Source organism: Pseudoxanthomonas fibrivorans (assembly GCF_041464125.1).
Taxonomy (GTDB): domain Bacteria; phylum Pseudomonadota; class Gammaproteobacteria; order Xanthomonadales; family Xanthomonadaceae; genus Pseudoxanthomonas.
Genome location: NZ_JBGNUG010000001.1, coordinates 1515788 through 1538753, shown reverse-complemented (window position 1 = coordinate 1538753; position 22966 = coordinate 1515788). Strand labels below are relative to the sequence as shown.

Annotated in this window: 24 protein-coding genes; 9 read left to right on the top strand and 15 right to left on the bottom strand. The window is 70.8% G+C overall.

From position 1 onward, the window contains the following. Nucleotides 1–78 precede the first annotated feature (78 nt). The 10 genes from phoU to ACA089_RS07185 all read right to left on the bottom strand — a co-directional run bounded on the left by phoU (nucleotide 79) and on the right by ACA089_RS07185 (nucleotide 9439). Nucleotides 79–789 carry a phosphate signaling complex protein PhoU gene (gene phoU, locus ACA089_RS07230; protein ID WP_372015071.1) on the bottom strand — a complete coding sequence of 237 codons (711 nt, stop codon included), beginning with the start codon at nucleotides 787–789 and terminating at the stop codon, nucleotides 79–81. Nucleotides 790–921: 132 nt separating this feature from the next. Further along, complete coding sequence (gene pstB / locus ACA089_RS07225; protein ID WP_372015068.1) at nucleotides 922–1752, bottom strand: phosphate ABC transporter ATP-binding protein PstB; 831 nt, start codon at nucleotides 1750–1752, stop codon at nucleotides 922–924. 19 nt (nucleotides 1753–1771) lie between these two features. After that, a complete protein-coding gene (gene pstA / locus ACA089_RS07220; protein ID WP_372015066.1) occupies nucleotides 1772–2647 on the bottom strand; it encodes a phosphate ABC transporter permease PstA in 876 nt (291 codons plus the stop codon). Next, nucleotides 2647–3615, bottom strand: a complete 969-nt coding sequence (gene pstC, locus ACA089_RS07215) for a phosphate ABC transporter permease subunit PstC (RefSeq protein ID WP_372015063.1) — start codon at nucleotides 3613–3615, stop codon at nucleotides 2647–2649. The genes pstA and pstC overlap by 1 nt, the downstream gene beginning before the upstream one ends. Before the next feature lie 114 nt (nucleotides 3616–3729). Then, nucleotides 3730–4824 (bottom strand): phosphate ABC transporter substrate-binding protein PstS, encoded by a 1095-nt coding sequence (pstS, locus tag ACA089_RS07210; protein ID WP_372015060.1) that lies wholly within the window; start codon nucleotides 4822–4824, stop codon nucleotides 3730–3732. Between the two features lie 195 nt (nucleotides 4825–5019). Continuing rightward, nucleotides 5020–6039 (bottom strand): phosphate ABC transporter substrate-binding protein PstS, encoded by a 1020-nt coding sequence (gene pstS, locus ACA089_RS07205; RefSeq protein ID WP_372015058.1) that lies wholly within the window; start codon nucleotides 6037–6039, stop codon nucleotides 5020–5022. A 136-nt stretch (nucleotides 6040–6175) separates the two neighbouring features. Beyond that, nucleotides 6176–7405, bottom strand: coding sequence for an OprO/OprP family phosphate-selective porin (locus ACA089_RS07200; protein ID WP_372015056.1), 1230 nt, complete (start codon nucleotides 7403–7405; stop codon nucleotides 6176–6178). Nucleotides 7406–7523: 118 nt separating this feature from the next. Then, nucleotides 7524–8159 (bottom strand): endonuclease III, encoded by a 636-nt coding sequence (gene nth / locus ACA089_RS07195; protein ID WP_372015053.1) that lies wholly within the window; start codon nucleotides 8157–8159, stop codon nucleotides 7524–7526. Between the two features lie 104 nt (nucleotides 8160–8263). Further along, complete coding sequence (locus ACA089_RS07190; protein ID WP_372015050.1) at nucleotides 8264–8647, bottom strand: hypothetical protein; 384 nt, start codon at nucleotides 8645–8647, stop codon at nucleotides 8264–8266. Nucleotides 8648–8656: 9 nt separating this feature from the next. Then, complete coding sequence (locus tag ACA089_RS07185) at nucleotides 8657–9439, bottom strand: enoyl-CoA hydratase/isomerase family protein (protein WP_372015048.1); 783 nt, start codon at nucleotides 9437–9439, stop codon at nucleotides 8657–8659. Between the two features lie 169 nt (nucleotides 9440–9608). On the opposite strand from ACA089_RS07185, the gene ACA089_RS07180 reads away from it, so the two are divergent. The 3 genes from ACA089_RS07180 to ACA089_RS07170 all read left to right on the top strand — a co-directional run bounded on the left by ACA089_RS07180 (nucleotide 9609) and on the right by ACA089_RS07170 (nucleotide 12126). Continuing rightward, complete coding sequence (locus tag ACA089_RS07180) at nucleotides 9609–10310, top strand: FKBP-type peptidyl-prolyl cis-trans isomerase N-terminal domain-containing protein (protein ID WP_372015046.1); 702 nt, start codon at nucleotides 9609–9611, stop codon at nucleotides 10308–10310. 104 nt (nucleotides 10311–10414) lie between these two features. Beyond that, nucleotides 10415–11257, top strand: a complete 843-nt coding sequence (locus ACA089_RS07175; RefSeq protein WP_372015043.1) for a CoA pyrophosphatase — start codon at nucleotides 10415–10417, stop codon at nucleotides 11255–11257. Beyond that, nucleotides 11254–12126, top strand: coding sequence for a sulfurtransferase (locus ACA089_RS07170; protein ID WP_372015040.1), 873 nt, complete (start codon nucleotides 11254–11256; stop codon nucleotides 12124–12126). The genes ACA089_RS07175 and ACA089_RS07170 overlap by 4 nt, the downstream gene beginning before the upstream one ends. Nucleotides 12127–12165: 39 nt before the next feature. Here ACA089_RS07170 and ACA089_RS07165 read toward each other — a convergent pair whose 3' ends face one another. Further along, a complete protein-coding gene (locus ACA089_RS07165; protein WP_372015038.1) occupies nucleotides 12166–12954 on the bottom strand; it encodes an SDR family NAD(P)-dependent oxidoreductase in 789 nt (262 codons plus the stop codon). Nucleotides 12955–13057: 103 nt separating this feature from the next. On the opposite strand from ACA089_RS07165, the gene ACA089_RS07160 reads away from it, so the two are divergent. Continuing rightward, complete coding sequence (locus ACA089_RS07160) at nucleotides 13058–13972, top strand: LysR substrate-binding domain-containing protein (RefSeq protein ID WP_372015035.1); 915 nt, start codon at nucleotides 13058–13060, stop codon at nucleotides 13970–13972. 12 nt (nucleotides 13973–13984) lie between these two features. Here ACA089_RS07160 and ACA089_RS07155 read toward each other — a convergent pair whose 3' ends face one another. Next, nucleotides 13985–14764, bottom strand: a complete 780-nt coding sequence (locus tag ACA089_RS07155; protein ID WP_372015032.1) for an enoyl-CoA hydratase/isomerase family protein — start codon at nucleotides 14762–14764, stop codon at nucleotides 13985–13987. 44 nt (nucleotides 14765–14808) lie between these two features. On the opposite strand from ACA089_RS07155, the gene ACA089_RS07150 reads away from it, so the two are divergent. Beyond that, nucleotides 14809–15264, top strand: a complete 456-nt coding sequence (locus tag ACA089_RS07150; RefSeq protein ID WP_372015029.1) for a copper chaperone PCu(A)C — start codon at nucleotides 14809–14811, stop codon at nucleotides 15262–15264. A gap of 44 nt (nucleotides 15265–15308) precedes the next feature. Here the strand turns inward: ACA089_RS07150 and ACA089_RS07145 are convergent, their stop codons facing one another. Together ACA089_RS07145 and uvrA are read right to left on the bottom strand one after the other, a co-directional pair. Continuing rightward, entirely contained in the window at nucleotides 15309–15731 is a 423-nt protein-coding gene (locus ACA089_RS07145; RefSeq protein WP_372015026.1) for an acyl-CoA thioesterase, read from the bottom strand. After that, a complete protein-coding gene (uvrA, locus tag ACA089_RS07140; RefSeq protein ID WP_372015023.1) occupies nucleotides 15728–18652 on the bottom strand; it encodes an excinuclease ABC subunit UvrA in 2925 nt (974 codons plus the stop codon). Before uvrA ends, ACA089_RS07145 begins: the two co-directional genes overlap by 4 nt. A 338-nt stretch (nucleotides 18653–18990) precedes the next feature. Here uvrA and rplU point away from each other — a divergent pair, with 338 nt between their 5' ends. The 3 genes from rplU (at nucleotide 18991) to obgE (ending at nucleotide 20814) form a co-directional block, all read left to right on the top strand. Beyond that, complete coding sequence (rplU, locus tag ACA089_RS07135; RefSeq protein WP_372015021.1) at nucleotides 18991–19299, top strand: 50S ribosomal protein L21; 309 nt, start codon at nucleotides 18991–18993, stop codon at nucleotides 19297–19299. Between the two features lie 18 nt (nucleotides 19300–19317). Further along, nucleotides 19318–19578 carry a 50S ribosomal protein L27 gene (gene rpmA / locus ACA089_RS07130; protein ID WP_052633028.1) on the top strand — a complete coding sequence of 87 codons (261 nt, stop codon included), beginning with the start codon at nucleotides 19318–19320 and terminating at the stop codon, nucleotides 19576–19578. 180 nt (nucleotides 19579–19758) lie between these two features. Further along, nucleotides 19759–20814 (top strand): GTPase ObgE, encoded by a 1056-nt coding sequence (obgE, locus tag ACA089_RS07125; protein WP_372015018.1) that lies wholly within the window; start codon nucleotides 19759–19761, stop codon nucleotides 20812–20814. 88 nt (nucleotides 20815–20902) lie between these two features. Here the strand turns inward: obgE and rpsT are convergent, their stop codons facing one another. Continuing rightward, the gene (gene rpsT, locus ACA089_RS07120) at nucleotides 20903–21172 is read right to left on the bottom strand and encodes a 30S ribosomal protein S20 (RefSeq protein ID WP_192275701.1); all 270 of its coding nucleotides are present in this window, start codon (nucleotides 21170–21172) and stop codon (nucleotides 20903–20905) included. 119 nt (nucleotides 21173–21291) lie between these two features. Here rpsT and murJ point away from each other — a divergent pair, with 119 nt between their 5' ends. After that, nucleotides 21292–22902 (top strand): murein biosynthesis integral membrane protein MurJ, encoded by a 1611-nt coding sequence (gene murJ / locus ACA089_RS07115; RefSeq protein ID WP_372015015.1) that lies wholly within the window; start codon nucleotides 21292–21294, stop codon nucleotides 22900–22902. The last annotated feature ends 64 nt before the right edge of the window (nucleotides 22903–22966 follow it).

The following is a 22966-nucleotide window of genomic DNA, read 5'->3' as shown; positions in this document are numbered from 1 at the left end:
GGGGGGACGCCAGTCTACCCCCGGCCTGTTATCCCGGTGTGCCCAGGCCGGCTGCCCCGGCTGCCCCGGCTGCCCTGTTCAGGCCACCCCGGTGGTGCTGGTGTCGTCGCGCTTGTCGCGCGGCGGCAGCGGCTGTTCTCCGTGCAGCAGGAACCAGACGTTCTCGGCGATGTTGGTGGCGTGGTCGCCGATCCGCTCCAGGTTCTTGGCCATGAACAGCAGGTGCGTGCACGGGGTGATGTTGCGCGGGTCTTCCATCATGTAGGTCAGCAGTTCGCGGAACAGCGCCGTGTACTGCCGGTCCAGCTGCGCGTCGTTCTCGCGGACCTGCAGGGCCAGCTCGCCGTCGCCGTCCTTGTAGGCGCGCATCGCCTGGCGCACCTGCCCGGCCGCCAGCAGGCCCAGCGCCCGCAGCCCGGAGATGTGCGGCATCGGCGGCGCGGCGTTGAGCGCGATCGAGCGCTTGGCGACGTTGGCGGCGTAGTCGCCGATGCGCTCGATGTCGGCCGGGATGCGCAGGCCGGCGAGGATCTCGCGCAGGTCGCGCGCCATCGGCCCGCGCAGCGCGAGCAGCATCACGTCGTGGCTGATCCGGCGCTCGGCCGCGTCGATGGATTCGTCGTTGGCGATGATCCGGCGCGCGGCGCTGTCGTCGCGGCGGTCGACCACGTCCAGCGCCGCCTCCAGCTGCGCCACCGCGGTCAGGCCCATGCGCACGATCTCCTCGACCAGGTGGCGCTGCTCCTCGTCGTAGCTCTTGACGATGTGTTCGTGGGGCTGGGTGGTCATCGTGGTTCCCGCATCATTGAAGTGTGTGGTTGCCGACACTGGCGTCACCGTGCCGGCTCCGGATCGCCCGGCCCGGCCACCGGGCGCGGGCCGCGTGGCAGGCCGCGCGGCAGGGCCGCGCAGCGGCCTGCCTCACCCGAACCGGCCGGTGATGTAGTCCTCGGTCTGCTGCTTCGAGGGGCTGGAGAAGATGGTCTGGGTACGGTCGTGCTCGATCAGGTCGCCCAGGTACATGAAGGCGGTGTAGTCGGACACGCGCGCGGCCTGCTGCATGTTGTGGGTCACGATCACGATCGTGTAGTCCCGCTTGAGCTCCTCCACCAGCTGCTCGATGCGGCTGGTCGAGATCGGGTCCAGGGCCGAGGTCGGCTCGTCGAGCAGCAGCACGTCCGGGCGCAGGGCCACGGCGCGGGCGATGCACAGCCGCTGCTGCTGGCCGCCGGAAAGCCCGAGCGCGCTCTGGCCGAGCTTGTCCTTGACCTCGTCCCACAGCGCCGCCTGGCGCAGGGCCTGCTCGACCCGGACCACCATCTCGGCCCTGGACAGCTTCTCGTGGTGGCGGATGCCGTAGGCGACGTTCTCGAAGATCGTCATCGGGAACGGCACCGGCTTCTGGAACACCATGCCGACCTTGCTGCGCAGCCGGTTCATCGGGTACTTCGGTGACAGGATGTTCTCGCCGTCCAGCAGCACCTCGCCGCGCGCTTCCAGCTTGGGATACAGCGCGTAGATGCGGTTGAAGATCCGCAGCAGGGTGGACTTGCCGCAGCCGGAGGGTCCGATCAGCGCGGTGACCCGCTTCTCCGGGATCTCCAGGTCGATGCCCTTCAGCGCGTGGAAGCGGTCGTAGTAGAAGTCCAGCCCGCGCGCGGCGAGCTTGACCGGTGCGGGCGCGGCGACGGCGGCGGCGTGCGCGGACACCGGGATGCGTTGCAGCGGCGCGGCGGAATGGAGGTCGTTCATGGCCGGGTTCCGGGAAAGGTCAGTCATGGGAGATCTTGTTGCGCAGGAGCAGGCCGCGGGCGGCCAGGCTCACCAGCAGCACGAACACGGTCAGCACCAGCGCGCCGGCCCAGGCCAGCACCTGCCAGGACTCGTAGGGGCTGGCGGCGAACTGGTTCATCACCACCGGCACCGAGGCCATCGGCTGGAACACGTTGCTGTTCCAGTACTGGTTGCCGAAGGCGGTGAACAGCAGCGGCGCGGTTTCGCCGGAGATGCGGGCCAGGGCGAGCAGGATGCCGGTGACGATGCCCGCGCTGGCGCTGCGGTAGAGCACCTGCACGATCACCTTCCACTGCGGGATGCCCAGCGAAAGCGCCGCCTCCCGCATCTGCACCGGCACCAGCCGCAGCATCTCGTCGGTGGTGCGCACCACCACCGGCAGCACGATGAAGGCCAGCGCCAGCGCGCCGGCGAAGGCGGAGAAGTTGCCGCCGGTCTGCATCACGTAGAGGGTGTAGACGAACAGGCCCAGCACGATCGAAGGCGCCGACAGCAGGATGTCGTTGACGAAGCGGACCACGGTGCCCGCCTTGCGCGCGTTGCCGTACTCGGCCAGCCAGGTGCCGGCGGCGATGCCGAGCGGGGTGCCGATGGCGATCGCCAGCGCGCACATCACCGCGCTGCCGAAGAACGCGTTGGCCAGGCCGCCTTCTTCCATCGGCGGCGGGGTCATCCGGGTGAACAGGTTCCAGTCGATGCCGGCGATGCCCTTGGCCAGCAGCGTCCACAGGATCCAGCCCAGGAAGAACAGGCCGAACAGCGCGGTGGCGCAGGACAGCACCAGGGCGACGACGTTGACCAGGCGGCGCCGCGCGTACAGCCCGGACGACGCGGTGGAAGCGGTGGCGGACATCAGTTGCCCTCCCGGCGCGACAGGCGCTGCAGCATCAGGCGGGCGATCGCCAGCACGACGAAGGTGACGATGAACAGGACGAAGCCGAGCAGCAGCAGCGCCGAGCGGTAGGTCTCGGTCGCCTCGCCGAAGTCGTTGGCGATGAGCGCGGCGATGGTGGTGCCGGGCTCGAGCAGCGACGGCGACAGGCGCACGCTGTTGCCAATCACGAACGCCACCGCCATGGTTTCGCCCAGGGCCCGGCCCAGGCCGAGGAAGATTCCGCCGATCACCGCCGAGCGGGTGTAGGGCAGGACGATGTCCCAGCTCACTTCCCAGCGGGTCGAGCCGAGCGCGTAGGCCGACTCCTTCAGCCGCGTGGGCACCGTCAGGAACACTTCGCGCATCACCGAGGAGATGAACGGGATCACCATGATCGCCAGCACGAAGCCGGCGGTGAGCATGCCGATGCCCAGCGGCGGGCCCTGGAACAGCGGCCCGACCAGCGGCAGGGTCCCGAGGTGGTCGTTGAGCCACGGCGTGACGTGCTCGGTCATCACCGGCACCAGCACGAACAGGCCCCACATGCCGTAGATGATCGAGGGGATGCCGGCGAGCAGCTCGATCGCCGTGCCGACCGGGCCGCGCAGCCAGCGCGGCGCGACCTCGGTCAGGAAGAAGGCGATGCCGAAGCTGACCGGGACCGCGATCAGCATCGCGATCAAGGCGGTGACCAGGGTGCCGTAGATCGGCGCCAGCGCGCCGAACTTGTTCTCCACCGGGTTCCATTCGGCCGAATAGAAGAAGCTCAGGCCCTGGGTTTCCAGGGCGTGGCGGCCGCCCCACAGCATCGAAAGCGCGGCGCTGGCCAGGGCCACCAGCACGAACGCCACGCAGGCCACCAGCGCGTAGCGGAACAGGCGGTCGTTGCGTGCGTCGCGCAGGTCGTGGCCGCCGGCGGCGGGTACGTCGAGGGGAATGGCGTTCATGGTCCTTGGCAGGCCGTGTAAGGCAGCGGAGCGCGGCGGTCCGGGGGAGGGAGTCGGACCGCCGGCTCCGCGGCGCGGGGAGGCGTCGCGTGGCGGCGCCCGTGAGCCTTGCGCTTACTTGAACTCGGCGGCCCAGTAGGCCTCGATCTGCTGCACCAGCTCCGGCGGTAGCGGCACGTAGTGCAGCGCCTGCGCCTGCGGCTGGCCCTGCTCGAAGGCCCACTTGAAGAACGCCAGGGTGGCCTGGCTGCGCGCCGGGTCCTTGGCCTGCTTGGGCATCAGCATGAAGTTGGTCGCGGTGATCGGCCACGCCTGGGCGCCGGGCGCGTTGGTGATCACCAGGTTGAAGTCCTGGCTGCCGGTCCAGTCGGCGCTGGCCGCGGCCGCCGCGAACGACTCGGCGCTGGGCTGGACGAACTGCCCGGCCGCGTTCCGCAGCGCGGCGTACGGCATGCCGTTCTGCAGCGCGTAGGCCAGCTCCACGTAGCCGATGCCGCCCTTGATCTGCTTGACGTAGGCGGCCACGCCCTCGTTGCCCTTGCCGCCGACGCCGGCCGGCCACTGCAGCGAGGTGCCTTCGCCCACCTTCTGCTTCCACTCCGGGCTGACCTTGGACAGGTAGTTGCTGAAGTTGAAGGTGGTGCCCGAACCGTCGGAGCGGTGGACCAGGGTGATCTTCTCCGCCGGCAGCGACACGCCCGGGTTGGCGGCGGCGATGGCCGGGTCGTTCCACATCGCGACCTTGCCCAGGAAGATGTCCGCCAGCAGCGGCCCGGTCAGGCGCAGCTGGCCGGGCTGGATGCCTTCGAGGTTGAACACCGGGACCACGCCGCCGATGGCCGAGGGGAACTGGCCCAGGCCGGCCGCGGCCAGCTCGTCGCTGGGCAGCGGCTTGTCGGAGGAGCCGAAGTCGACCGTGCCGGCCTTGATCTGGGCGATGCCGCCGCCGGAGCCGATCGACTGGTAGTTGACCTTGTTGCCGGTGGCCGCGTTGTAGTCGGCGGACCACTTCGAGACCAGCGGGTAGATGAAGGACGCGCCGGCGCCGGAAATCTGCGCGGCCACCGGGTCGGCGGCAGAGGCGGCGCCACCGGCCTGCGGCGCGCCGGTCGTGGCCGGGCTGTTGGCATCGCCCGCGGGCTTGCAGGCGGCGAGCGCCACGGCGGCGGCGAGGGACAGGGCGAGGAGGCGGACCGGGGAGGGCTTCATGGGCTCGTGGCGGGCGTCGTGCCGGTCGGGCCGGCGGTGGGCATATGAAATGATGTTTTTGTGACAGGCGTATGACGGCGGTCGGCGTGGTTCGCGGAAGAGGCAAGCCGTTGATCCAAAAAGAAAGAGCGCGGACCGTGGGGTCCGCGCTCCGGGGTGGGGCGACAAGGGGAGAGAGGCTCGCCGCCCGCGTGCTCAGTACTTCATGTTCTGGGCCCAGTAGGCCTCGATCTGCTTGACCAGCGCGTCCGGCAGCGGCACGTAGTCCAGCTTGCGGGCCTGCTCGTCGCCGTTGGCGTAGACCCACTGGAAGAAGGCCTTGGCGTTCTTCGCGCCCGCCGCGTTCTTCGGCTGCTTGTACATCAGGATGAAGTTGGTCGCGGTGATCGGCCAGGCGTTGTCGCCGGGCGCGTTGGTCATCACCAGGTAGAAGTCCTTGGCGCTGGCCCAGTCGGCGCTGGCGGCGGCGGCGGCGAAGGTCTCGTCGCTGGGCTGCACGAACTTGCCGGCGGCGTTCTTCAGCGAGGCGTGGGCGAGCTTGTTCTGCAGCGCGTACGACAGTTCGACGTAGCCGATGCCGCCCTTGATCTGCTTGACGTAGGCGGCCACGCCTTCGTTGCCCTTGCCGCCGATGCCGGCCGGCCACTGCACCGAGGTGCCTTCGCCCACCTTCTGCTTCCACTCCGGGCTGACCTTGGACAGGTAGTTGACGAAGTTGAAGGTGGTGCCCGAGCCGTCCGAGCGGTGCACGACGGTGATCTTCTGGTCGGGCAGCTTCAGGCCCGGGTTGAGCGCGGCGATCGCCGGGTCGTTCCACTTGGCGACCTTGCCCTGGAAGATGTTGGCCAGGGTCGGGCCGTCCAGCTTGAGCGCGCCCGGGGCCACGCCCTGCAGGTTGACGATCGGCACCACGCCGCCGATCACCGACGGGAACTGGGCCAGGCCGTGCTTGGCCAGCTCTTCCGGCTTGAGCGGGGCATCGGACGAGCCGAAGTCGACCGTGGCCGCCTTGATCTGGGCGATGCCGCCGCCCGAGCCGATCGACTGGTAGTTGATCTTCTTGCCGGTGGCGGTGCTGTAGTCGGCCGACCACTTGGACATCACCGGGTAGATGAAGGACGCGCCGGCGCCGGTCACGTCGGCGGCCTGGGCGACGAAGGCGAACGAGGCGGCGAGCACGCCGGCCGCGACGCGGGTCTTGAGCTTCTGGATCACGGAAGGACTCCTGGGAAGGGGTGCGGGAAGTTCGCCGGCCTGCATTGCATAACCGGGCGATGACGCCGGGATGTCGGCGCGGTGACAGCGGGATGACGGGGCGGAGGGCGCGCCCGGCGCGCCCTCCGCGGGTGCCTCACCAGTAGAACTGGGCGCGGGCTTCGAGGATGTTCGGATCGTCGTCGACGACCGCGCGCGCGGCGCTGCTGTAGCGGCTGCTGTCGACCATCACGTAGTTGAGCGCGAACTTGAAGTTGGAGCGCCAGTACCAGTTCACGCCGACGGTCCAGATGTCCTGCTTGCCGCCGAGCACGCCGTCCACGCGCGGCGCGCCGCCCGGGGCCGCCGGGGCCAGCAGGCTGCCGTCGTCCAGGTCGATGTTGTCGAAGCGCAGGCCGAGCTGCCACAGGCCGCTGGCCGGCTCGTCCGGCAGGCCGGTGGTCGGCACGCCCGACTTGTAGCCCCAGCTCTCGCCGGTGATGTTCCACACGCCGCTGACATACCAGCCGTCGCCGGTGAAGTCCTTGCTGCCGGCGCGGTAGCGGCTCACGTCGGTCTTGTAGTACTCGCCCTGGACCTTGAACGGGCCGGTCACCCAGAAGCTTTCCAGCCCCAGCGTGCTGACGCGGTCGGTGTCGGTCATGTTGCCGGTGTCGACCAGGCGCACGGTGGCGAGGTCGGCGTTCGGCCGCGCGCGCAGGCGCAGGGTGTCGGCGTCGGTGTCGTAGTCGGCGTAGCTCAGGCCCAGGTGCAGCACGTTGCCGCTCTCGTTGATCGGCGCCCAGGTGCCGCGCACGCCGTAGCCGCTGCCGTGGGCGAGGTTGCGGGTCAGCTCGCGGCCGAAGATGCTGCCGGTCACGCTCCAGTCGCTGTCGCCCCAGCCCACCGCGCCGCCGAGGCGGCGGGCGACGGCGAAGGTGTTGGTGACCGCCGCCTTGGAGATGAAGTCGTTGTTCTTGGTGCTGGACAGCTCTTCCAGGCTGTTGGGCTGCTTGTACTGGCCGAGCTGGAAGTAGGTGTTGCTGTTGCCGCCCAGCTTGTACCTGGCGTTGACGTCCAGGTACTTGTTGGCCTTGGCGTCGTAGCCGACGACCCATTCGACGTTGCCCGGGCCCTTGCCCTTGAGGATCAGTTCGGCGCGGCGCAGGTCGAACTCGCTGTCCTTGCCGTCGCCGCCGTTGGCGGTGGTGGTGCCGGCGTTGAGGTCTTGGACGTCGTTGTCGAACCAGTTGCCGTCGGCCTGGACCAGGCCTTCGAACGACACTTCGGAACCACCGATCACGTCGATGGCGATCTCGGCGTGCGCGGCCGGGGCGGCCAGCGCGGCGAGCAGGGCGAGGCCGAGCTTGGAGCGGGAGAGTTTCATGTGGATGCCTGAGGCGGACGGGGAAGACGCCGCGCAGGCTAGGGCGTGAAGTTTGCGTAAATGTGACAGCGCTGACTTAATTTCGCCGGCATGACGCGGCGATGACAGCGCGCGCGGATCAGGCCGGCGTCTTGTCGGGGTAGTGGCACAGGTCGCGGACCACGCACTGCGGGCAATCCGGCTTGCGCGCCTTGCACACGTAGCGGCCGTGGAGGATCAGCCAGTGGTGCGCGTCCTGCAGGAATCCGGGCGGCACGCGCCGCATCAGCGCATCTTCCACCGCGCGCACGTCCTTGCCCGGCGCCAGGCCGGTGCGGTTCGACACGCGGAAGATGTGCGTGTCCACCGCCATGGCCGGCTCGCCGAAGGCGGTGTTGAGCACCACGTTGGCGGTCTTGCGGCCCACCCCGGGCAGCGCTTCCAGGGCCGCGCGGTCGCGCGGCACCTCGCCGTCGTGACGCTCGAGCAGGAGCCGGCAGGTCGCGATCACGTTCTTCGCCTTGGCGTTGAACAGGCCGATCGTCGAGATGTGCCGCTTCAGGCCCTCCTCGCCGAGGGCGAGGATCGCGGCGGGCGTGTTCGCCACCGGATAGAGCCGGCGGGTGGCCTTGTTGACGCCGACGTCGGTGGCCTGCGCCGACAGGATCACCGCCACCAGCAGCTCGAACGGCGTCGAATATTCCAGCTCGGTGGTCGGATGCGGGTTCAGCTCGCGCAGTCGCTCGAACATCTCCTGGACCTCGCCCGGCGCCATCGTGCGCGGCCGGCGCGGCGCAGCCTTCCGCGCGGGCGGGGACGGCGTTCCGGCCGGGGCCTTCCCGGCGGGGCTGCCGGCCTTGGCGCGCGCGGGCGGCGCCTTCATGCGGGGTCGCGTCCGGCGGCCCGGGCCCGCGCCCGGGCGAGCGCGGCGGCTGCGGCGGGGGGCAGGCCGGGAGCCGGCTCCGTGGGCTGGGGGGTGGTGGCCGCGCGCGATGCGGCCGGGGCCTGGGCCTGCTGCCGGCGCCCGGCGCGCTCGGCGGCGCGGTGCGCGAGCCGCGCCTCGCGTGCCCGGAAGCGTTCGCGCGCCTGCCACGCCGCGCGCAGCTGTGCCTGCGCCATGCCGATCACGCCGTCGTCGCCACCGGCGTCGTCGTCCATCAGCCCGGCCTGCAGCGCGGCATCGACGTCCCCGGCCTGCAGCAGCGCGAGCAGGCGTGCGCGCCGCATCGCGCGCCGGAGGGTGTCATCGACGAAGCCGGTCATGGCCGCGATTCAGCGGTTGCGGAACAGCGGCTTGCGCTTCTCGACGAACGCCGAGGTGCCTTCGCGCATGTCCTCGCTGGCGAACAGCAGGGCGAACTGCGCGGTCTCGAACTGCAGGCCTTCCTCCAGCCCGCATTCCCCGCCGACGACGACTGCATCCAGCACGCCGCGCAGCGCCAGTGGCGCGGACGCGGCCAGCTGGGCCGCAAGCTTCATGGTCTCGGCTTCCAGGTCCGCGGCCGGCACCACCCGGTTGACCAGGCCCAGCTGCTGCGCGCGGGTGGCGTCCACGGGCGTGCCCAGCAGGCACAGCTCCAGCGCCGCCGCGCGCCCGGCCAGCCGCAGCAGGCGCTGGGTGCCGCCGAATCCCGGGACCAGGCCCAGGTTGACCTCCGGTTGTCCCAGGCGCGCGCTGTCGGCGGCGATGCGCAGGTGGCAGGCCATCGCCAGCTCCAGGCCGCCGCCCAGTGCGTAGCCGTTCACCATCGCCAGCACCGGCTTGGGCATCCGCTCGATCCGCCGCATCAGGCGCTGCCCGAGCAGCGAGAATTCACGGCCTTCGATCGCCGTCAGCGCGTTCATCTCGGCGATGTCGGCGCCGGCCACGAAGGCCTTCGTGCCGCTGCCGGTGAGCACGATCGCCCGTACCGCGGCGTCTTCGGCCGCCGCGGCGAAGGCCGCATCCAGCGCCGCCAGGGTCTGCCGGTCGAGCGCGTTCAGCTTGTCGGGGCGGTCCACGGTGAGGATGCGGACGCCGTCGGCGTCGCGGCGGAGGACGGGCATGTCCGTCATGGGATGGCTCCTGGTCGGGAATGTGAAGGCTGGGGCGCGGAACTTCCCGCCCGGGCGGCGGTCCCAAGCCCCGACCCGTGCTGGCGGGCCGCCAGTGCGGCGGCTATCCTAGCGCGTCCGCTACAGCCGGCACCCCATCCCGGCGCCACCCTTCCCGGAGAAGATTTTGATGAAGTTGCGTCCGATCGCTGTCGCCATCGCGGCCCTGGCCCTGGCCGGCAGCGCTTTCGCCCAGGACACCACGTCCGAGAAGGGCAAGCTGAGCTACTACTTCGGCTATGACTTCGGCAACAACCTCGCCGAACTGCAGGGCCGCGGCGAGCAGCTCGACGTCAACTCGGTGGTCAAGGGCGTGCAGGATGCCCTGGCCAAGAAGCAGCCGGCGATCACCGCCGAGCAGCTGAAGCCGGCGCTGGAGGCGTTCCAGAAGCGCGAACAGGCCCGTGCCCAGCAGGCCAAGGCCCAGTACGACAAGGTCGCTGGCGAGAACAAGACCAAGTCGGACCAGTTCCTGGCCCAGAACAAGGCCAAGGCCGGCGTCCAGACCCTGCCCAGCGGCGTGCAGTACCGCGTGATCGAGACCGGCACCGGTGCCAAGCCGACCCAGGCCAGCACCGTGCAGCTGGAAGTCGCCGGCCCGTTCCCGTTCGGCCAGCGTCCGGAGCAGGCGCGCGCGCCGCAGCAGATCCCGGGCATCAAGCTGAGCGAAGTCGAGATGGCCGCCATGCGCGAAGTGCTGCTGCAGATGCCGGCCGGCTCCAAGTGGGAAGTGGCGCTGCCGCCGGACAAGGCCTACGGCGCCGACCCGCGCACCGGCTTCCCGCCGAACGTGGCGGTGGTGTTCGAGATCAAGCTGGTCGCGGTCAAGTAACAGGCCCGCACAGCGTCGTCCTTCTGCGCCGGCTCGATGCCGGCGCAGTCGTTTCTGGCGGGGCGCGATCCGCGCTACGCTTTCCCCAACATGCATGAGTTCCGGTGCTGTCGATCCGTTTCCCGCCGACATGCGCGCCCGAAGGCGCCGTCGCCTCGCCGTCCACGCCCTGCGTGCGCGTGTGCCGCATCGACGGCGACGGGCTGTGCCGCGGCTGCCTGCGCACGGGCGACGAGATCGCGCGCTGGGGGCGGCTGGACGAACACGAGCGGCGGCGGCTGATGGATACCGAGCTCGCCGGTCGCGCACGCGCACGCTATCGCTTCCTCGACGGGCTGGCCGAGCGCGAGCGGATCGGCCGCGTGCTGCATCCGTTGCGCCATCCGCCGCAGGGCGAGGGCTGGAACCGCGCCGAGCTGGAAGGACTGCTGCCCGCGCAGGCGGGCATCGCCGAAGCGGCGGTGCTGGTCGGCCTGGTGCCGCGCCGCGATGCCGGCACCCAGGTGCTGCTGACGCGCCGCACCGACGCGCTGCGCCACCACGGCGGCCAGGTCAGCTTTCCCGGTGGCCGGGTGGAACGCGACGACGCGGGCGTGCTCGGGGCGGCGCTGCGGGAAAGCCACGAGGAGATCGCGCTCGAGGATCGCCAGGTGGCCCCGCTCGGCTACCTCGATCCGTTCCTGACCGTGAGCGGCTTCCGGGTGACCCCGGTGGTGGCGGCGATCGATCCGGACTACGTGCCGCGTCCGCATCCGGACGAGGTGGCGGAGGTGTTCGAGGTACCCTTCCAGTTCCTGATGTCGGCCGCGAACCTGCACCAGGTCGAGATGGAGTTCGCCGGCCGCCGCCGCAGCGTGCTCGAATACGACTGGCCGGGCCAGCGCATCTGGGGTGCGACGGCGGCCATCCTGTACAACCTGCGGCGACGCCTGGAGGAGGGCGCATGAACGGATCCGCCGGCCCCTGGGCCACCCTGGTGGCCGCGCCTGCACTGGCAGCGGCGCTGGGCGACGATGGCCTGCGCCTGCTCGATGCGCGGGCCGTGCTGGCCGATCCGGAGGCGGGGGCCGCCGCCTTCGCCGTCTCGCACCTGCCCGGTGCGGTGCACGCGGACCTCGATCGCGACCTGTCCGACCACGCGCGCGCGGGCGAGGGGCGGCATCCGTTGCCGGACGCGGCCGCGTTCGCGCGCCGGGTCGGCGACTGGGGCATCGGGCCGCGGCACCAGGTGGTGGTCTACGACGCCGGCGACGGCAGCATGGCCGCGGCGCGCGCGTGGTGGCTGCTCAGGCTGCTGGGCCACGAACGCGTGGCCGTGCTCGATGGCGGGCTGGCCGCGTGGCGCGCCGCCGGCCTGCCCGAGACCGCCGCCGCCGGCGCGCCGCCGGCGCTGCCGCCGTATCCGTCGCCGGGTTTCGACCGCGCGCGCATCGCCACCGCCGATGAAGTGCTGGCGCGACTGCACGACGCGCCTGGCTGGCTGCTCGACGCACGCGGCGGCGAACGCTTCCGCGGCGAGGTCGAGCCGATCGATCCGGTCGCCGGGCACGTGCCCGGGGCGCTCAACCGGCCGTTCGCCCAGAACCTGCTCGAGGGCCGCTTCCGCGAGGCCTCCACGCTGCGCGCCGGGCTGGAACCCGTGCTGCACGGTCGCCCGCCTTCGGACGTGGTGCTGATGTGCGGCTCGGGCGTCACCGCCTGCCACCTGCTGCTGGCGATGGAACATGCCGGATTGCCGGGGGCGAAGGTGTACGCCGGCTCCTGGAGCGGCTGGATCGCCGATCCCTCGCGTCCGGTCGCCACGGGCCCCGCCTAGGACGCGACTCCGCGCCCGGACCGCGTGGCTGTCCCGGGATCACAGCATCATCCCCCCCGACGCCTCGATCCGCTGCGCGTTGATCCAGCCGGTGCCCGGCGCCAGCAGCGCGGCGACGACCGCGCCGATGTCGTCGGGCAACCCGACCCGGCCCAGTGCCGTCTGCGAGGCGACGAACGCGTTGACCTCGGCGTTGTCGCGCACCGTGCCGCCGCCGAAATCGGTTTCGATCGCGCCGGGGGCGAGCGTGTTGACGCTGATCCCGCGCTCGCCCAGTTCCCTGGCCAGGTAGCGGGTGAGGACCTCGATGCCGCCCTTCATCGTCGCGTAGGCCGCGTAGCCCGGCAGCGCGAAGCGGGCCAGGCCGCTGGATATGTTGAGGATGCGGCCACCGTCGGCGATCAGCGGGAGCAAGGCCTGGGTGAGGAAGAACGGGCCCTTGAGGTGGATCCTCGCCAGTTCGTCGAACTGCGCTTCGGTGGTCGCGGCGAACGGGGCGTGCACGCCGGTGCCGGCGTTGTTGACCAGGTGGTCGAAGCGGTCGCGGCCCCAGTCGGCCAGCACCTCGCGCACCCGGTCCGCGAAGCCGGCAAACGACGCACTGTCGGCCACGTCCAGTGGCAGGACCGCGACCCGGCGACCCAGGCCGCGGATGTCCGTGGCCACGGCCTCGGCCTCGGTCACCGCGCTGCGATAGGTGAGGATCAGCTCGCTGCCCTGTCGGGCCAGGTGCAGCGCGGCGTTGCGGCCCAGGCCACGGCTGCCGCCGGTGACCAGGGCGATGGGGGCGGCCGGGGCGGCCGCGGACGAGGGAGGCTGGGAAGACATGACGGGCTCCGGTATCGGGGTGCGAGCAGGGTATTGGACGCCATGAGGCGGATAAACTTGCCTTCCCCGATAACATCGTTCGCACATGGCGAACAATCCGCGCATGGACCAGCTGGACCGCTACCGGATCTTCCTGCGCGTAGCCGAACTCGGCGGGTTCACCCGCGCGGCCGCTGACCTCGGCCTGCCGAAGGCCTCGGTGTCGGCCGCGGTGCAGCGGCTGGAAGCGGCGCTGGGCGCGCAGCTGCTGCACCGGACCACGCGCCGGGTCCAGCTCACCCGCGAGGGCGCGGTCTTCCTCGAGCGCTGCCGGGGACTGCTGGGCGAGGCCGACGAGCTGGAGGCGCTGTTCCGGGAGGCACCACAGCAGCTGCGGGGGCGCGTGCGGATCGGCATGTCGGGCAGCATGGCCGCGCGGCTGGTGCTGCCGGAGCTCGGCGCGTTCCTGCAGGGGCACCCGGGGCTGGAGATCGAACTGGGCGCCGGCGAGCGGCGGGTCGACCTGGTCCGCGAAGGCTACGACTGCGTGGTCCGCACCGGCGTGGTCGTCGACGACAGCCTGGCCGCCCGCCCGCTGGGCCTGGCCGCGGTGGTCAACTGCGCCAGCCCGGACTACCTGCGTCGCCATGGCATGCCACGCACGCTGGATGACCTGTCCGCGCACCGGCTGGTGCACTACGCCGGCAGTTTCGGCGAACGCGCCACCGGCTGGGAGTACCCGCTGCCCGGCGGTGGCTACGCGAACCTGCCGATGGCCGGGGCGGTGACCGTCGACGGCGGCGAGGCCTACGTGGGCGCCGCCCTGGCAGGCCTGGGGCTGATCCAGGTGCCGCGACTGGGGGTCGGGCAGGCGCTGGCCGATGGCCGCCTGGTCGAGGTGCTCGCCGACCTGCCGGCCGAGCCGATGCCGGTCACGCTGCTGTACCCGCAACAGCGGCACCTGCCGCGGCGGGTGCGCGAGGTGATGGACTGGCTGGCGCGGCTGCTGTCGCCGCACCTGCTGCCGCTGCCGCGCTGATCGCGCGGGCTGTCAGCCCTTGCCCAGCCTGGCCATCAGCGCACGTAGTCCTGCCTGGGTGTCCGGCTCGTACCAGCCCTCGACGAAGCGGTCCAGGTGCAGGTGGTCCGGGTCCAGCGCCTGCACCAGGTCGGCGCGGGCCAGGGCGCGGGTGTGCAGCATCGGCGCGCGCGGCAGGCGCAGCAGCGGTTCCAGCCAGGCGATCGCGCGGGGCACCACGTGTTCGGCTTCCGCGAGTTCGTCGACCAGGCCGATCCGCAGCGCCTCCTCGGCCGGCACCATGTCGCCGGCCACCAGCAGGCGTTCGGCGCGGTGGCGGCCGACCACGCGGCGCATGAGCTGCTGGGCGCCATCGGGCACGGCCAGGCCGACCTGGGTTTCGTTCATGCCGATCGCGTACGGCCTGGAAGGATCGCTGGAGCGCGCCATCACCCGGTAGTCGCAGCACAGCGACAGGACGCAGCCGCCGGCGGGCGCGTGTCCGCCGATGGCCGCGACCACCGGCACCCGCAGGCCCGCGAGCGCACGCGCCGCGCCGAAGAAGGCGCCCCATGCCGCGCGCAGCGCGTGGCGGTCATCGCCCAGCGACAACAGGTGCGGCACGTCCAGCCCGGCGGAGAAGATGCCCGGCGCACCCGACAGCACCACCGCATCGACGTCGCCCGCGACGGCGGCATCGAGGGCGGCGATCAGGGCGCGGCACAGCGCCGGGTCGAGCGCGTTCACCGGCGGCCGCGCCAGGCGCAGTTCGCGGATGCGTCCGTGGTCGAAGGCCTGCACGTGGGTAGTCATCTGCGGTCCGGAAAGCGCCTGGGCGGTGCCGGTATCATAGGGCCATGCATATCCGACCGATCCTGTCCGCCGCGCTGCTGCTGGTCGCGCCCGCCCTGGCTGCCGTGGCCGCACCTGCCGCACCCGCAGCGGCCTGCGTGTCCATGGAGGAGGGCTGGATCCGCATGCCACCGGCGCCGCGCCCGATGCTGGCCGGCTTCGGCCGGATCACCAACCGCTGCGGCTCGGAACAGGCGGTCGTCACGGTGCGCAGTCCGCGCTTCGGCGGGGTGTCGCTGCACGAGACGCGGATGGTCGAGGGCGTCAGCCGGATGCGCGAGGTCGAGCGCCTGCCGGTGGCCGCGGAAGGCGAGGCGGTGCTGCAGCCGGGCGGATTGCACCTGATGCTGATGCAGCCGGCGTCCGCGCTGTCCGAAGGCGAACGCGTGCCGCTGGTGCTCGTGCTCGCCGACGGCCGCGAAGTGCCGTCGGTGCTGACGGTGCGCAAGACCGCGCCCTAGGCCACCGCCGTCCGCCGCGTGCTGGCGCCGGGCCGTACGCCGCCTCAGGTCGAAGCGGCGCGGATCGCCTCCGGCAGCGGCGCGCTGCGGCCGGTCTGGGTGTCCATCCAGACCACCACGACGTTTCCGTCCGAATAGAGCACGCGCTCGTCCTTCTGGTCGACGATCCGGTGGCCGATGGTCACGCTGCTGTTGCCCAGCCGCTCGACGAACAGCTCGACCACGACGTCGTTCGGCCAGGTGATCGGCGCGCGGTAGTTGACGTTGGTCGCCGCCACCACCGGCGCGATGCGGTCGGTCATGGATACGCCCGGGACGCCCAGCATCCAGCGCACGCGCGCCTCCTCCAGGTAGGAGATGTACTTGGCGTTGTTGACGTGGCCCATCGCGTCCATGTCGCGCCAGCGCACGCTCATCGGAATCCGCGCCAGCTGTTTCGGGGCCGCGGCGGCCTGGGTGTCGCTCATCGTGTCGCCTTCTTCTTGGTTGCGGACTTGCGCGGCGGCAGCACGGCGGGCTTGGCCACCGCCGCCGGCTTGCTGCCCTTGGACGCCTTGGCGGCGGGCAGCAGCTTGGCCAGGAAGCGGCCGGTGTGCGAAGCGCCCGTGGCCGCGATCTCTTCCGGCGTGCCGGTGGCGATGATCTGGCCGCCGCGGTGGCCGCCTTCCGGGCCCAGGTCCACCACCCAGTCGGCGGTCTTGATCACGTCCAGGTTGTGCTCGATCACCACCACCGTGTTGCCCTCGTCGCGCAGGCGATGCAGCACGCCGAGCAGGTGCTCGATGTCATGGAAATGCAGGCCGGTGGTCGGCTCGTCCAGGATGTAGAGGGTGCGGCCGGTATCGCGCCGCGACAGCTCCTTGGACAGCTTCACGCGCTGCGCCTCGCCGCCGGACAGCGTGGTCGCGCTCTGGCCGAGCTTGACGTAGCTCAGGCCCACGTCGACCAGGGTCTCGAGCTTGCGCGCGATCGCCGGTACCGGCTCGAACAGCTTCAGCGCATCCTCGACGGTCATCTCCAGCACGTCGTGGATGCTGTGGCCCTTGTAGAGGATGTCCAGGGTCTCGCGGTTGTAGCGCTTGCCGTGGCAGACGTCGCAGGGGACGTACACGTCCGGCAGGAAGTGCATCTCGACCTTGATCAGCCCATCGCCCTGGCAGGCCTCGCAGCGGCCGCCGCGCACGTTGAAGCTGAAGCGGCCCGGCGAATAGCCGCGCGCGCGCGCTTCCGGCACCTGCGCGTAGAGCTCGCGCAGCGGGGTGAACAGGCCGGTGTAGGTCGCCGGGTTGGAGCGCGGGGTGCGGCCGATCGGCGACTGGTCGATGTCCACGACCTTGTCGAACAGGTCCAGGCCCTCGATCTCGCGGTACGGAGCCGGCTGGTGCGAGGCGCCGTTGATCTCGTTGGCCGCCAGCGCGTACAGCGTGTCGTTGACCAGGGTCGACTTGCCCGAGCCGGATACGCCGGTGATGCAGGTCATCAACCCGGCCGGCACGTCGAGGTCGACGTCCTTGAGGTTGTTGCCGGTCGCCCCGCGCAGGTGCAGGGTCATCTTCGGGTTCGGCTTGTGCCGCTTGGCCGGTACCTCGATCTCGCGCTTGCCCGACAGGTACTGGCCGGTGATCGAACGCGGCGACTTGAGGATGTCCTGGAGCGTGCCCTCGCCGACGATCTCGCCGCCGTGCACGCCGGCGCCCGGGCCGATGTCGAGGATGTGGTCGGCCATGCGGATCGCGTCCTCGTCGTGCTCGACCACGATCACGGTGTTGCCCAGGTCGCGCAGGCGGGTGAGGGTGCCGAGCAGGCGCTCGTTGTCCCGCTGGTGCAGGCCGATCGACGGCTCGTCGAGCACGTACATCACCCCGACCAGGCCGGCGCCGATCTGGCTGGCCAGCCGGATGCGCTGGGCCTCGCCGCCGGACAGCGTGTCGGCCTTGCGCTCCAGGGTCAGGTAGTCGAGGCCGACATCGACCAGGAAGCCGAGCCGCTCGTTGATCTCCTTGACGATCTTGGTCGCGATCTCGCCACGCCAGCCGGCGAGGTTGAGCGAGCGGAAGAAGGTCAGGGCCTCGTCGATCGGCAGCACCACCAGCGACGGCAGCGGCTTGTCGGCGACGAAGACGTTGCGCGCGGCGCGGTTCAGGCGGGCGCCGCCGCATTCCGGGCAGGCGCGCTCGCTGATGTACTTGCCGAGCTCCTCCTGCACCGCCGCCGACTCGGTTTCCTTGTAGCGGCGCTCGAGGTTGTTGATGATGCCCTCGAAGCGGTGCTTGCGCTGCGCCCGGCCACCGCTTTCGGTGAGGTAGGTGAAGCTGATGACCTCCTCGCCGCTGCCGTACAGCACCGCCTCGCGCACGGCCTCGGGCAGGTCCTGCCAGGCGGTGTCGGTGTCGAAGCGGTAGTGCTTGGCCAGCGAGTTGATCAGCTGGAAGTAGTAGGCGTTGCGCCGGTCCCAGCCGCGCACCGCGCCGGCGGCCAGCGACAGCTCCGGGTGCGCGACCACCCGCGCCGGGTCGAAGAACTCGGCCATGCCCAGGCCGTCGCAGGACGGGCAGGCGCCCATCGGCGCGTTGAACGAGAACAGCCGGGGCTCGAGCTCGGGCAGCGAGTAGTCGCAGACCGGGCACGAGTACTTGGAGGAGAACAGCTGCGGCGGCGCGGCCGGGTCGTCCAGCGACATCACCATGGCCATGCCGTCGCCGAGCTTGAGCGCGGTCTCGAACGACTCGGCCAGGCGCTGCTTGATGTCCTCGCGCGGGCGGAAGCGGTCGATCACCGCCTCGATCGTGTGCTTCTGGCGCAGGGCCAGCGCCGGCACCGCGTCGATCTCGTGCAGTTCGCCGTTGACCCGCACCCGCACGTAGCCCTGCGCGCGCAGCTGCTCGAACACCTGCGCATGCTCGCCCTTGCGGTCGCGCACCACCGGCGCCAGCAGCATCCAGCGCTGCTCGGGGTCCAGCGCCAGCACCTGGTCGACCATCTGGCCGACGGTCTGCGCCTCGAGCGGATAGCCGTGGTCCGGGCAGCGCGGCGTGCCCACGCGTGCGTAGAGCAGGCGCAGGTAGTCGTAGATCTCGGTGATCGTGCCGACGGTCGAGCGCGGGTTGTGCGAGGTCGACTTCTGCTCGATCGAGATCGCCGGCGACAGGCCTTCGATGTGGTCGACGTCCGGCTTCTCCATCACGCTCAGGAACTGCCGGGCGTAGGCCGACAGCGACTCCACGTAGCGGCGCTGGCCCTCGGCGTAGATCGTGTCGAAGGCCAGCGATGACTTGCCGGAGCCGGACAGGCCGGTGATCACGATCAGCTTGTCGCGCGGCAGGTCGAGATCGAGGTTCTTGAGGTTGTGGGTACGGGCGCCGCGGATGCGGATCGTGTCCATCGCCATCGGGCAGGGGGTCCGTTGGGGGCTGGGGGAGGGCCGGGGGACGACCAATCGGTCAGCCTACCGGCCTGCCGATTTGGGGGCAATCGGCCGGATTGCCAGTCCAGGCGGGGCAGCCCGGCCTCACCCTGGCTGTATGCGTTCATGCGCCTGCGGGGGCCCTGGCCGCCGGTTCACAGGGCGCGGCGTGGCCGGGAATCAAAGCTGAACGAGCCGACGCCGCGCTCCGGGCCGGGTCCCGGGGCGGTTGCACCTAAGCGACTGAAATCCCTATAATCCCGCTCCTGTCCGCCCTCGATGGCGGTACGGCGGCCACAATAACTACAGAGGAATGCCTGGTCATGTACGCAGTTCTGGTAACCGGCGGTAAGCAATACCGCGTGGCGCAGGGCGAAACGCTCCGCGTCGAGAAGCTCGAGGCCGATGCCGGCAGCGAGATCAAGTTCGACAACGTCCTGCTGCTGGGTGACAGCGACGGGATCAAGGTCGGTGACGCCCTGAAGGGCGCGAGCGTGACCGCCAAGGTCGTGGCCCACGGCCGCGCCGACAAGGTCCGCATCATCAAGTTCCGCCGCCGCAAGCACCACATGAAGCGGCAGGGCCACCGCCAGTACTACACCGAAATCGAAATCACCGGCATCGCCGGCTAAGCATAAGGAGAGTTCGTCATGGCACATAAAAAGGGCGTAGGCTCCTCGCGCAACGGCCGCGATTCCAACCCGAAGTACCTGGGCGTCAAGATCTTCGGCGGCCAGGCCGTCGAAGCCGGCAACATCATCGTCCGCCAGCGCGGCACCCAGTTCCACCCGGGCGCCGGCGTCGGCCTGGGCCGCGACCACACGCTGTTCGCGCTGGTCGACGGCAAGGTCGAGTTCGGCACCAAGGGTGCGGCCAAGCGCCGTACCGTCAGCGTCGTCGCCGAAGCCTGATCGCATGCCGCGCCTGGCGCGGCATGCTTCAAGCCGGGTTGACGCAACGAAGGCCCCGCTCCGGCGGGGCTTTCCATTTGCAGCAGGCTGGACCGCCCGTTGCTTGCCGGCGCCGCCGCCCGCGGCCGCCGGTAGACTGTGCCGGTCGCCGGCACTCCCTCCTTTCCGGTCACGGTTCCCATGAAACTGGTCGACGAAGCTGAAATCGAAGTGATCGCCGGCAACGGCGGCAACGGCTGCGTCGGTTTCCGCCGCGAGAAGTTCATCCCGCTGGGCGGGCCTGACGGTGGCGACGGTGGCAACGGCGGCAGCGTCTGGCTGGTGGCCGACGAGAACCTCAACACCCTGGTCGACTTCCGCCACGAGCGTTCGTTCCGCGCCCAGCGCGGCGAGAACGGCATGGGCCGGCAGATGTACGGCAAGGGCGGCGAGGACAAGGTCGTCACCGTCCCGGTCGGCACCGTGATCACCAACGTCGACACCGACGAGGTGATCGGCGACCTGACTCGCCACGGCGACCGCCTGCTGGTGGCCCGTGGTGGCAAGGGCGGGCTGGGCAACATGCATTTCAAGAGCTCGGTGAACCGCTCGCCGCGCCAGGCCACGCCGGGCGAACAGGGCGAACAGCGCCTGCTCAGGCTGGAGCTCAAGCTGCTGGCCGACGTCGGCCTGCTCGGCTTCCCCAATGCCGGCAAGAGCACCTTCATCCGCGCGGTCTCCGCGGCCACGCCGAAGGTGGCCGACTATCCGTTCACCACCCTCTATCCGAACCTGGGCGTGGTCAGCGTCGAGGCGCACCGCAGCTTCGTCATCGCCGACATCCCGGGGCTGATCGAAGGCGCGGCCGAAGGCGCCGGCCTGGGCGCGCAGTTCCTGCGCCACCTGCAGCGCACGCGCCTGCTCCTGCACCTGGTCGACATCGCGCCGATGGAAGGCGGGGTGGAGGGCGTGTCCCCGGCCGAGCAGGTCCGCGCGATCGAGCACGAGCTCGGCAAGCACGATCCGGAGCTGCTGGCCAAGCCGCGCTGGCTGGTGCTCAACAAGGCCGACCTGATGTTCGAGGACGAGGCCGCCGTCCGCGCCGCGCAGGTGGTCGCCGAGCTGGGCTGGGAGCAGCCGTGGTTCCTGGTCTCCGCCCTGGGCCGCGAGGGCACCTGGCCGATCATGCTCGAGGTGATGACGTTCCTGGACCGCCAGCGCGCGGCCGAACTCGAGGCGCGCGATGGCGCGGCCTGAGTCCAAGCTCCAGACGACGAAAAACCCGGCCGAAGCCGGGTTTTTCGTTGCGCCTCCGTGCAGCGGCCGGGCGGCCGCCGCGGCGGGATCAGGCGGCCTTGATCGCCTTGATGCGGGCAGTCAGGCGGCTCTTGTGGCGGGCGGCCTTGTTCTTGTGGATCAGGCCGCGCGAGCTGAAGCGGTCCAGGATCGGCTGGGCGACGGCGAAGGCCGCCTCGGCGCCGGCGGCGTCGTTGGCGTCCAGGGCCTTGAGGACCTTCTTGACGGCGGTGCGGAGCTGCGAACGCTGGGCAGCGTTGCGCGCGTTGCGCACGACCGTCTGCTTGGCGCGCTTCTTGGCGGACTTGATGTTGGCCACGGCGGTGGATTCCTGAAAAACTGTTGCGGATACGGTGTGGTGGGATACAGCGAACGCGAAATTATGGCGGATTCAAAGACTTGGGTCAACCTCCCCATTCAAGGTCCGGGAGCGGCCCGATGAGCGGTCACCGGCTGCTGCGCTCCACCTCGGTCATTTCGGCCATGACCTTCCTGTCCCGGGTCTCCGGCCTGGTCCGCGACCAGGTCTACGCCCACGTCTTCGGCGCCGGCGGGGCGATGGACGCCTTCTTCGTGGCGTTCCGGATCCCGAATTTCATGCGCCGGCTCTCCGCCGAAGGCTCGTTCTCGATGGCGTTCGTGCCGGTCCTGGCCGAGTACCGCGAAAAGCGCAGCCACGCCGAGGTCAAGGAACTGGTCGACCGGGTGGCCGGCACGCTCTCGGCCGCGCTGGTGGTGATCACCGCGTTGTTCCTGTTGCTGGCGCCCTGGATCGCCCGCGTGCTGGCGCCGAAGTTCGATGCCAGCCAGCAGGCGCTGCTTGCCCAGCTGCTGCAGATCACCTTCCCCTATGCGCTGTTCATCTCGCTCGCTTCGCTGGCCGGCGGAATCCTGAACAGCTACCGGCGCTTCGCCATTCCGGCGCTGTCCCCGGTGCTGCTGAACCTGTCGATGATCACCGCCGCGCTCTGGCTGGGCCCGCTGATGGGCGGCTCGGTCGTGGCGCTGGGCTGGGGCGTGTTCGCGGCCGGCCTGCTGCAGCTGGCTTTCCACGTCCCGTCGCTGCTGAAGCTCGGGCTGTTGCCGCGGCCGCGCTGGGGCGCGGCGCATGCCGGCGTGCGGCGGATCATGACGCTGATGGTGCCGACCCTGTTCGGCGCCTCGGTGGTGCAGTTCAACCTGCTGCTCAACACCTGGGTGGCGGCGATCCTGGTCAGCGGCAGCGTCAGCTGGCTGTACTACAGCGACCGCCTGCTGGAATTCCCGCTGGGCATGTTCGGCGTGGCGATCGGCACGGTGATCCTCCCGCACCTGTCCTCGCGGCATGCCGCGACCGATCCGGACGGCTTCTCGCGCGGGCTCGACTGGGGTTTCCGGTTGTGCGTGCTGATCGGCGTGCCGGCAGCGCTGGGCCTGATCCTGTGCGCCGGTCCGCTGGTGGCGACCCTGTTCCAGTACGGCCGCTTCGACGCCGACGACGCACGCATGAGCGCCTGGAGCCTGGTCGCCCAGTCCACCGCGGTCCCGGCGTTCCTGCTGGTGAAGGTGCTGGCCCCCGCGTTCTACTCGCGCCAGGACACCCGCACCCCGGTGCGCGCGGCGGTGGTGTCGGTGGCGGTCAATGCACTGGCCACGCTCGGCCTGTTCCTGCTGCTGGTGTACGCGACCGACGCCGGCCGCGCGGCCCTGGCCGCCAACGGCGGCCACGCCGTGCGCGCACTGGCGTCGATCCAGGGTGCGCACGCCCTGCTGGCCCTGGCCATCGCGATCGCCGGCTGGGTCAACGCCGTGCAGCTGGCCTGGCTGCTGCGCCGGGCCGGCGTTTACCGGCGCCAGCCCGGCTGGGGTCGGCTGCTGCGGCAGGTCGCGATCGCGGCGGCGGGCCTGGTGGCGGTGGTCCTCGCGTTCCGCGGCCTGTGGCCGGAATGGGCGGGCTGGGACTGGTGGGGGCGCGGCTGGCGCCTGTCGATCCTGGTCGGCGGCGGCGCGGCCGCGTATGTCGCGCTGCTGCTGCTGCAGGGCCTGCGTCCACGCGACCTGCGCGGCTGAGGCCGAACCGGCCGGTCGCGCCGGCTATACTTCGGCGTTCGGCCCCGGGCCGGCGCCGTGCCGG